Annotated in this window: 10 protein-coding genes; 6 read left to right on the plus strand and 4 right to left on the minus strand. The window is 41.9% G+C overall.

The features are described 5' to 3' along the window. On the plus strand, positions 1–292 hold a 292-nt coding region (locus L6773_RS20735; RefSeq protein WP_237856579.1), incomplete at its 5' end, for a hypothetical protein. 593 nt (positions 293–885) lie between these two features. Here the strand turns inward: L6773_RS20735 and L6773_RS20740 are convergent. From L6773_RS20740 to L6773_RS20755, 4 genes are all read right to left on the minus strand, one after another. After that, the gene (locus tag L6773_RS20740; RefSeq protein ID WP_237856580.1) at positions 886–1,680 is read right to left on the minus strand and encodes a hypothetical protein; all 795 of its coding nucleotides are present in this window, start codon (positions 1,678–1,680) and stop codon (positions 886–888) included. Positions 1,681–1,769: 89 nt separating this feature from the next. Continuing rightward, positions 1,770–3,215, minus strand: a complete 1,446-nt coding sequence (gene dnaA, locus L6773_RS20745; protein ID WP_237856581.1) for a chromosomal replication initiator protein DnaA — start codon at positions 3,213–3,215, stop codon at positions 1,770–1,772. A 389-nt stretch (positions 3,216–3,604) separates the two neighbouring features. Next, the gene (prmC, locus tag L6773_RS20750; RefSeq protein ID WP_237856582.1) at positions 3,605–4,471 is read right to left on the minus strand and encodes a peptide chain release factor N(5)-glutamine methyltransferase; all 867 of its coding nucleotides are present in this window, start codon (positions 4,469–4,471) and stop codon (positions 3,605–3,607) included. 12 nt (positions 4,472–4,483) lie between these two features. Further along, positions 4,484–4,882 carry a hypothetical protein gene (locus L6773_RS20755; RefSeq protein WP_237856584.1) on the minus strand — a complete coding sequence of 133 codons (399 nt, stop codon included), beginning with the start codon at positions 4,880–4,882 and terminating at the stop codon, positions 4,484–4,486. A 195-nt stretch (positions 4,883–5,077) separates the two neighbouring features. Here L6773_RS20755 and L6773_RS20760 point away from each other — a divergent pair, with 195 nt between their 5' ends. The 5 genes from L6773_RS20760 to L6773_RS20780 all read left to right on the plus strand — a co-directional run bounded on the left by L6773_RS20760 (position 5,078) and on the right by L6773_RS20780 (position 10,111). Then, positions 5,078–5,905 (plus strand): hypothetical protein, encoded by an 828-nt coding sequence (locus L6773_RS20760; RefSeq protein ID WP_237856585.1) that lies wholly within the window; start codon positions 5,078–5,080, stop codon positions 5,903–5,905. A gap of 288 nt (positions 5,906–6,193) precedes the next feature. Then, positions 6,194–7,480 carry a phosphopyruvate hydratase gene (gene eno, locus L6773_RS20765; protein ID WP_237856586.1) on the plus strand — a complete coding sequence of 429 codons (1,287 nt, stop codon included), beginning with the start codon at positions 6,194–6,196 and terminating at the stop codon, positions 7,478–7,480. Between the two features lie 168 nt (positions 7,481–7,648). Beyond that, complete coding sequence (recF, locus tag L6773_RS20770; protein ID WP_237856587.1) at positions 7,649–8,779, plus strand: DNA replication/repair protein RecF; 1,131 nt, start codon at positions 7,649–7,651, stop codon at positions 8,777–8,779. Between the two features lies 1 nt (position 8,780). After that, the gene (locus L6773_RS20775) at positions 8,781–9,077 is read left to right on the plus strand and encodes a DciA family protein (RefSeq protein ID WP_237856588.1); all 297 of its coding nucleotides are present in this window, start codon (positions 8,781–8,783) and stop codon (positions 9,075–9,077) included. A gap of 26 nt (positions 9,078–9,103) precedes the next feature. Further along, the gene (locus L6773_RS20780; protein ID WP_237856591.1) at positions 9,104–10,111 is read left to right on the plus strand and encodes a hypothetical protein; all 1,008 of its coding nucleotides are present in this window, start codon (positions 9,104–9,106) and stop codon (positions 10,109–10,111) included. Positions 10,112–10,337: the final 226 nt, after the last annotated feature.

Consider the following 10,337-nt stretch of genomic DNA (forward strand, 5'->3'; position numbering starts at 1 on the left):
TTTTGTGCTGGAAGGTTCAGGGGCTACAATCGATGTTAAAGCCACCTATGACGAGGAGGGGAATCTTGTTGAGTCGACGTTGATCAAGAAAGATATCCGGGTCCCGATTCCAATCTTGCGGTTTATTTACTCCCACGAAAAATTTAATAGCTGGACGATGACCGGTAACGAAATCGTGGTCAAAGACTTCGATCCCTATCAAACGGAATACAAGGTAACCATGACAAATGGTGATGAAACTGAAGTTCTGAACTTCAAAGAACAGGGCGAAAGCATCGCGTACCAGAATTAGTAATTAATGTTATTGAACAGTTCCCGTGCTCACCACACAACAAATCCCTTGTCTTCTGATATTATTATCGGGAGCGAGGGGTTTTTTTATTCTGTTAGATTATCTCTAATCCATTCGCTATTTGAAACCCCCTCCAAATACAACTCATCTTTCCCACAAGCAACTCATGAATTATATATGTGACATTGCAGAAAATTTAGAGGGGCAATTCGGTCGAGTTTGGAATCATTGGCTGTATAAAACAACCCATCCCATCTTAACCAATATTCAATTAAACATTCTGATCTCGCAGGATTTTACCCTCATCGAATATAGGCCGGGCAGACACTTGACGACTTAATTGCCGGGGCAAAGCAAGAGGAGAAAAATGGAGCTTATTTTTCTTATAACCTCCCCGATATTACAAGCTTAGTAAACGGATCTTCTGTCTGGATGATCTACATAAATGATGGTGTTTACGATGACTGGTGAAGAAGCTCACTAAAACTGGACGGAGAATACAGTAGTAGAATAGATGGATGACGGATGGAAAATTGTTCTTCTGAATTCTAGGATGAATCAGCCGGGTTTAAGGCACAACGAAGATTAAAATATCAGTTCTCAGTCAATCTCAAAACGTTCACCACCCGTTCACTCCGTGTGATCGTATAAATCAAACCCTGGTCTGACCGATCCCAGGCTATTCCCTGTCCTTCACTTTCAATCGGAATAATTTCAGCCAGTTCCAGAACGGATCCCATTTCGGGAAGACGCATGGCATAGAGTTCGCCGCGGTCGTGGCCGGAGAGGAAGAGGAGTCCGTCTGGTCCCCACGACCCGCCGGAGATAGTTTTTCCATCTAATCGGTTCAACACTTTTGGCGGCAACACCCACGATTGCTGCGGTTGCCAGTCAGCGTTGAATTGAACCAGGGTTGTCCAACGGTTGTCTTTACCTGTCTCATTAGCGAATTCATTATAGTGCCCAAACATCGCCCACCAATATTCATTTTGTCGATCAATCCAAGTCAATGAACCCCAGCGTATCCCAAAACTGTATGATCCATAGTGTTCAAGAGTTTCAGTGTCCCAGATTTCGACGGAACTGGTCATCGGTATTTCGGGGTAATTGGAATTGGCGGTAAATAGCTTTCCATTGATTACAACCCCGCTGTTTAGGTGTTTCACCGCGGCTTCTGTAGAAGTCACTTTTTTGCCGGTTGCTTTATCATATTTGCCGATGGATTTGGATGCAATTGCATAGAAGTGGGATGAATCAACAGCGACAGCCTGGAAAGCCTCTTCAGCGGGAAATCTTTCAAGAAGTTGGAATGAACGCTGGGCAGTAACTTTTTGGGTTAAAAGTAAACCTATGAGGAAGAGTAAAATGTTGGATTTAAGAATCCACATGTTGTTGTATGAAAACAGATTATTCTTGATTTCCGATAAATCTATACAATCAGACTTTACTCGGTTCTGCCTTGAAGTAAAAGAACTCCTTACAACGTAGCCACCTCAATCTTCTGCTCAAGTTCTTTGAGTATGCGCTCGTGTTTGGGGCTGGTAGAAAGCCGCTCTTCAACCGTTGAAATTGCGTGAATCACGGTTGAGTGATCTCGTCCGCCAAATTGAAGGCCAATGGTTTTAAGGCTTGATTTTGTGAATTTCTTCGCCAAATACATCGCAATCTGTCGCGCTTCCACAATCTCTTGTTTTCGTGTTTTTTCGCGAACTTTGTTGGTATCAATTCCAAAGTATTCGCAGACGTAGTTTTGGATAAACTCAATAGAGATCTGTGAGTTCGAGCTCTTCACCATGTCCTTCAATACATTTTTTGCCATCGGCAGGTCGATCTCATCCACATGTTTCAGAGAAGCGGTTGCCAGAAGTTTTATGATAGCTCCTTCCAGGTCCCTCACATTCGATTTAAAATTGTAGGCGATAAACTCAATGATCTCCGGGTTGAGGGTAATTCCGTTATCTACCGCTTTTCGTTCAAGAATAGCATAGCGGGTTTCAAATTCCGGGATTTGCAGATCGGCACTCAGCCCCCAGCTAAATCTCGAGATCAATCGCTCTTCAATATCGGGAATATCTTTAGGGGCTCGGTCACTGCTCAAAATAATTTGTTTGCCGTCTTGATGGAGGGCATTAAAAATGTGGAAGAACTCTTCCTGTGTTTTCTCCTTGCCACTGAAGAACTGGATATCATCTACAATAAGTACATCAATATTTCGGTAAAAAATAGAAAATTCACTGGCGCGGTTATTTCGAATGGCCTGGACAAATTCGTTAGTAAAGCTTTCGGATGATACATAAAGAACGGCCTGTTCATCCCCAAACTGCTGTTTGATTTTATTCCCGATACTCTGAATCAGGTGTGTTTTACCAAGGCCGGTCCCGCCATAAACAAAAAGAGGGTTAAAGGAGTTTTTGCCGGGATTATCGGCAATGGCCATCGCCGCGGATCGTGCAAGCCGGTTGCAGTCACCTTCTATATACCGTTCAAAAACATAGTTGCCATTCAGGTTGGAATCGATATTCGTTTTCCGGATGCCGGGAATCACAAATGGATTCTCGATTTTGCCGGGATGATATTCCGTAAACGTGTTCATCTCCTGGGGTTTTTGCGGGGGCATCGGGCGTTGCGGCAGGCGTATTGAACGGTTGTCTTCCAGTCGCTCGGATCGTTCAACTAAAACAGAATACTCCAGTTTTCCCTCTTTCCCCAAAACTTTGGCGATGGTAGAGCGCAGCATATTATAATAGTGCTCTTCCAGCCACTCGTACCAAAATTGACTTGGCACTTGTATGGTAAGTGTTTCTTCTTCCAGTTTAACAGGTTTGATGGGCTCAAACCAGGATTTAAATTTCTGATGGCTGATGTTGTCCTGAACGATCTCCAAACATTCATTCCACGCAGCTTCAGCGGTCAATTTATTCAACGTACATGCCTCCCAAAAGCGTTATAAAGGTATTACTTGATTCTGTTAGTTATCCACACGGCAAAAGTGCCCCTTTTTGAATCTCGAACCAAAATGTGAATTTCTTGATCACAAATCAAAAAAATGTTAGCCAGGAATCAGAAAGTTATCCACATTGCTATAAACTATGTAAATATATGGCAGACAACTACTTATAAAATTTTTATTAGAATTGTGAAATTTCACTTGACAGCCCGTAACATTTGCGTAACAGTGATATAACATTAATTCTAAAAGGATGAAATTTTTTGAAAAACTTTTCCACAAGTTATCCACACATATAATCTAATGTACATTTGCCGAATAAACCAACGAATTAAAAAGAAAATTCAATGGTTTAGGCAAGCTCGTTATTGAGGAGGGGAGACTACGAACCGAGGATTGCCATCAAGGTCTTTAAAAAGGCGGGAGTGGGGAAATTGCCCCCTGGTACGTTGAAGCACATTTTCTGCTGTTTTATCATTGCACTCAAGGTAAAGAGCGGCATTTTGTGAAGCTGCAAAACTTATTATTGATGAATAAAGTGTCATCGGTTTTTCATGGAAAAGTGCGAGTGATGGTTCGTGTTCCGTCACCTGTTTATGCATCTCACTTTTTTCATTTTCAGTGATATAGGGAGGATTTGATATGATAATATCCCAGGATTTCTGCCTGGTATCGTGAAGTGTATCCAATTCCAATATATTTCCCTGGAAGAAATCGACATCCACTTCATTCAGCTCGGCATTTTTCTGTGCTTGTTGTACGGCATTTTCTGAAAGATCAAATCCTGCACAGTACCATTGTGGATTTTTTTGTTTGATGGCAATGGGTATACAACCGCTACCGGTTCCAATATCCAGAAGATTTAAATTCTCCTTCTTCTTGTCATTGAAATGTTCAAGAAGAAGATCTACGAGCTGTTCTGTTTCAATCCGCGGAATCAGAACATCCGGGTTTACAGATATCGTAGCATCCATGAATTGAGCCGTACCTGTTATGTATTGAAGAGGTTCATAGGCTGCCCGGCGTTTTACAAGAGGCCGTATTTTATTGAGCTCCTTGCTGGAGAGAGGTCGTTCGAATTGCAAATAGAGGTCAAGACGTTTGCAACCAAGTGCTTCAGCTACAATCCACTCAATGCTCAGTCTTGGATCGGGTACGTTCCTCTTTTTAAAATAGTCCGTAGCCCACTCCAGCATGGACAATACTGTCCATACCTGGTCAGATCCACTCATACATGTTTACCCTTAACCCTCTTCCTCGCTTTCGGCGGTTTCGTTATCATCAACCTCTTCCTGGAGAGATAGTCCAAAGCGTTTGGAGAAATCCATGATAAAATCCACAAGATCCGATTCAACGTTCTTCTCTTCAGTTAGAGAACTGCCCCTGAATCCCATCCGGCCGCCGGCTTTTTTCATCTCAATGCGGTTGTGAGCATTCGTGCATTCAATAATGCAGGTAACGGTTATTGTTGCGTTGATCTGTTTTTCAAACTGTTCGTATACGGAAACAAAAACCATATCATTGCCTTCTGTTGCCTCATATTTGTAAAGGTATTTAGGCTCATGCTCTTCAAACAATTTTAATGGTAATCTTCTCAGCGTGTCAATCGGACCGTAGACAAGATATTTTGTTACTGTACTCATATTTTAAAAGTCCCTGTTGAATTGAAAAAAAAGGCAAAATTTCAGGAGGAATAAAAGCCTTAATACAACAATTGTCAAATTTGTATTGTAAAGAATATTTGGGCAGCATGTAAAGCCGATTTATTTTATACTTTTTTGATGCAATGCCAGAGTAAAAATTTACGTTATGCCTACAAATAGATAAATTGTTCTTATATGAAAAAACTTTTCGCGTATTTAGCTCTGTTAAGCTTTATTCTGATGCTCATTCCGTCAGGTCAATTGTTTGCACAAACACTTGAGCCGGAAGTTCAGGAGGTGGAGCGAAACTTATCTAACATCCAGAGTGAATATAATTCGGGTTTCGGCTTTAATGTAGTTATGAATAATTTTGGATTCGGTGTAGGTGCCGAATACCGAAAAGTTGTGGGTCTCAGTACTGAGATGATGGCCAGTTTTCGGATTGGAGGGTTACGCGATGCAAGCGAGCAAACCTTTACTGATTATTTCTTTGGTCAGCAAATTATACCGAATAAATATCAGCGGGCTTTTGCCTTCCCGATGCTTTTGGGATTGAGACACCGTTTGTTTACGAACATCATTCAGGATGATTATCGATTTTTTCTGAGTGCTTCCGTCGGGCCTGTTGCATCTTTTTCCTATCCATACTTTAAGGATAATAACGACAACGGATACCGCGAACAGTTCTCCAATTACTTTGAATCGGTTAATGATATCTTTACAGGCTGGAGCAACGGAGACTGGCATTTCGGTGGAGCGGGTGAGATGAAAATTGGACTGGATATTGGAAAAAACTTTTCCAGGCTTAACTCCATTGAGTTCGGATATTACTTTTATTACTTCCCCGATGGAATCCAAATTATGATGCCTAATCAACCCATAACAGAAATCAACCCGGAGACGGGGCGCGAACAGTTTATTGTTGATCCGGAAACCGGCGACCTTGTTTTACAACCCTACTTTGATGATCAAAAATTCTTCGGTACACCCCAGATCACGTTTACATTTGGCTGGCTTTGGTAGTTAATTTCGAATATAGAATATCCAATGTTGAATATTGAAGGGGATCCACTTCATCATTCCTTGTTCTCCCAGATGGATCCCTTGCGTGGGATATCGGATATTCGGTATTCAAAAAATCTATTTCATTATTAAATATCCCTTCATCAGATCAGTCCATCTATCACGACACGTAATTTATTCTCTTCATACTTACCCGGTGACTCAAATTACCTTTACCTTTCCACTTTATGCTAACTGTATTTAACAGTACATTACAGTGATGTAAAATTAACTAACAAAAGTAATATTATGAGTTTAATTGAAGATATTCACGCGAGGCAAATTTTGGATTCGCGGGGAAATCCAACTGTAGAAGTAGATGTATCCCTGAGTAATGGAATTTTGGGACGTGCGGCCGTTCCTTCCGGCGCCTCAACGGGCGTTTACGAAGCCGTAGAATTAAGAGACCAGGACAATGATTATTTTCTTGGTAAAAGTGTAAAAAAGGCTGTTGAAAATGTGAACGGTTCGATTGCCGATGAACTTGTTGGATATCCAGCTTACCTGCAGACGGAGATCGACCAGATCATGCTGCAGCTTGATGGAACTCCGAATAAGTCGAAGCTGGGTGCCAATGCAATTCTGGGTGTATCTATGGCGGTTGCAAAAGCGGCGGCTCAAACCACAGGCCTCCCTTTATGGAGATACCTGGGCGGAGTAAATGCTAAAGTACTCCCGCTGCCAATGATGAACATTATCAATGGTGGTTCTCATGCGGATAACAATGTCGATCCGCAAGAATTTATGATTATGCCGTCAGGCGCAAAAAATTACAGCCAAGCTGTTCAGATGGGAGCTGAGATTTTCCATAATCTCAAAAAAGTTCTTTCATCAAAAGGCTATAACACATCTGTGGGAGATGAAGGCGGATTTGCACCGGATTTGAAATCGAATGAGGAAGCTGTTGAAGTGATTCTCACTGCAATTGAAAAAGCCGGCTATACTCCGGGCGAAGAAGTTCTGATTGCACTCGATCCCGCGGCGTCTGAATTCTATAACAAAGAAGACGGCGTGTATGAGTTCAAATGGAGTGACGGCTCTAAAAGAGATTCTGATGAGATGGTTGAGTACTGGACCGAATGGGCCGAGAAATATCCAATCATTTCCATCGAAGACGGAATGGATGAAGACGATTGGGATGGCTGGAAAAAACTGACTGATTCAATCGGGAATAAGGTACAGCTTGTAGGTGATGACCTTTTTGTAACTAACACATCCCGGTTGGCAGATGGCATCAGCAAGGGAGTTGGAAACTCTATTCTCATTAAAGTAAACCAAATTGGAACGCTTACTGAAACACTCGATGCCATCGAGATGGCTCATAAGAATGATTACACGGCCGTGATCTCGCACAGGTCTGGTGAAACAGAGGATACGACGATTGCCGATATTGCTGTGGCTACAAATGCCGGTCAGATTAAAACAGGCTCTATGAGTCGGACCGACCGAATTGCCAAATACAATCAACTTCTGCGAATTGAGGAAGAACTTGGAGATAGCGCAATCTTTCTTGGAAAAGATGTATTTGGATTTTAATTAGTAGTCATGAGTCTTGAGATTTGAGTCGTGAGTAAATTTATTAATAGGCCGGTCAGTTTGCCCGGCCTATTAATCCCTATATTAAGGAATAATTCATTTGTTGAATTCTAATTGTTGTGTAACGGACAGGCTGCCCGTTGTACTTGTACTCAAATCTCAAATTAAATGCGCATCAATCGACTTAAACTTCAATTTTTTCGGAATCATGAGGAGACTGAAGTTCAATTTGCACCGCACCTAAACCTTTTTACAGGCCCAAATGGTGCCGGCAAAACCAACCTGATTGATGCCATACATTATCTTTGTATGACCCGAAGTTTTGTAGCTTCGAGTGATCAGTATGTTGCCCATCATGATGAAAAATATTTTATGATTGACGGTGACTTCGAAGGAGAGATTCGATCTTCTTTTAAAGTAAGTTGCAGCTATTCCCGCGGGGAGGGTAAAAAGATTTTTGTGAATGACAGTCCCTTGGACCGTCTATCAGATTTGATTGGCATGATACCCGTGGTGGTACTAAGCCCGGAAGATCGAAAATTGACGAGTGAAGGCCCTGCTGAACGCCGATCTTTCCTTGACAGCATGATCAGCCAGATATCGCCAAAATATCTTCGGGACCTAATCAAATTCAGGAAAATCAGGAAGCAGAGGAATAAATTACTGCAAGAATACCAGGGTCCGTTGTCGATGTTAAAATCGTACCTTGAGCCGTGGGATGTTCAGCTTGCTCAAACCGGAACGGCTATTATTTTTAAGAGGGCACAGGTTTTGGAGAAATTCAAAGAATACCTGGCGATTCAATATCAAAGCATTACAGGATTGAATTTAGAACCTACCCTGCGATATGAATCGATCTGTGATAAGTACGATTCACATGAGCAGATTCATGAGGAGTATGTGAATCAGATAGAAAGCAATTTTGAAAAAGAGGCGGAACGTGAACAAACTATCATCGGGCCGCACAGAGACGAGGTTGTTTTTTACCTGGGGGATATTGAACTTCGTAATTATGGGTCACAGGGGCAGCATCGGCTGTTCTCCATGGCATTGAAGATGGCTCAACTTTTTTATTATTCAGATGAGCTGGATGATCTGCCAATAATGCTTCTTGATGACGTTTTTGGGAATTTAGATCAACAAAAAATTGATGTAATAACTGAGGCGCTGACGAAACACTCAGGACAGACGTTTATAACATCTGCCTCGGAGAGGCCATTTGACCAGGAAATGTTTAAAGGATCTGAACAAAATGTATGGTTTACAGTAGAAAATGGAACAGTAAGCAGTAAATTCTGATATGGCATTTGGCAGAAAACCAAAATCGCTGGATAAACTTCTGCGGGAATTTATGGATAAAATTCCGCAAAAAACCGAGATGAAAAGAGGGCTCGTACTCCATTACTGGCCCGAAGTTGTTGGAGATAAAATTGATGCTGTAACAGAGAAGGTAAAATTTGATGGTTCAAAACTAATTGTTGTCGTGAAAAACGAAGCCTGGCGATATGAAATTCATTCAAATCGCTATTCGATAGCCAAACGATTGAACGACAAGGTGAATTCGGATGTGGTAAAAGATATTATTGTTCGAACATGAAATAATTATGCATATTTGCAGATAATATGAGTTTCTTTAGTGCCATAACAGACCGGGTACGCGGCCTTTTTTCGGATGAGAAAGAGCCTGGAATAGATGAATCCGACAACTATCAAGCGCAAAATCGTGAGAAGATCATTGCTTTTAGTATTGCGTTTTTTATATCTGTCTGCCTCTGGTTTATCGTGAATTTAAGCCGTGATTTCACCGTAACGATCCAGGTTCCAATTCAGGTTGCGAGTATTCCGGAAGATGAAATTGTAAGCAGCGAAGTACCTGAAAATGCAACGGTTAATGTATCCGGCGAAGGGTGGAATATTATCTCTGTTTATAACAATCCGCCCAGGGTCTTGCTTACTGCCCAAACCGAACAGATAAATCTGTCGGAACAGATGAGAAATCAAATTGGAGCATTCTCGGATCTCAATATTATCCAGGTACAACCGACAACTGTTACAATCCGGACAGAAGAAAAAGCGACAAAAAGAGTACCGATTGTAAGCAACGTTCAACTAAATTTACGAGAGCGGTTCGGCCTTTTGAATGAACCGGTAATGACTCCCGATAGCGTCACTGTTTCCGGCACATATACTGCGATTGATACAGTTACTGAGTGGCGAACGGAGTCGATCGAATTAGACAATCTGAATAGTGATATACAACGGGATATTGCGCTCGAAGAACCGGGCCAGGGCCTTTTTATTGATTTAGAAACGGTAAACTACCAAGCCCAGGTTGCAGAGTTTACGGAAGCCGAAGTTCGTGTTCCCATTCGCACCGTGAACCTGCCTGCGGGCCGGGCTGTTACATACAATCCTTCCTCTATAACTGTTCGGTTTGATGTGCCAATCGATCAATATTCCCAAATCAGGGATATGCGGCCTTTCCAAGCCTATGTAGATTATTCTGCGATCGAAGAGGACGATTCGGGCCGGGTTCAACCGGAAATTGAAGTTGTAAATACAGACTTTAATATTCGTCTCAGAAGTTTTCAGCCGCAAAGAGTATCCTATTTCCGAATTGTTCCGGAGTAGGTTTAACTTTCAGTTTCAGTAGGATGATCGGTAGTACGTTGGAAAGGTTTATACTTTCGTTTATTGAGGCGAAAACACACTTTTTCATATCCCATTGCCCCTTCCCCGACGGTTCGGGACGCGGCGAAGGGCGTCTTTTCCTGATTTAGGTTGACAGTTTTAATGTTTATTTACTGTTATTCCTGAGGGAGGTTAACACTTTTCTTTCTAACAAGCTATCTACTAC

The sequence above is a fragment of the Rhodohalobacter sulfatireducens genome, from assembly GCF_022012475.1.
Classification (GTDB): domain Bacteria; phylum Bacteroidota; class Rhodothermia; order Balneolales; family Balneolaceae; genus Rhodohalobacter; species Rhodohalobacter sulfatireducens.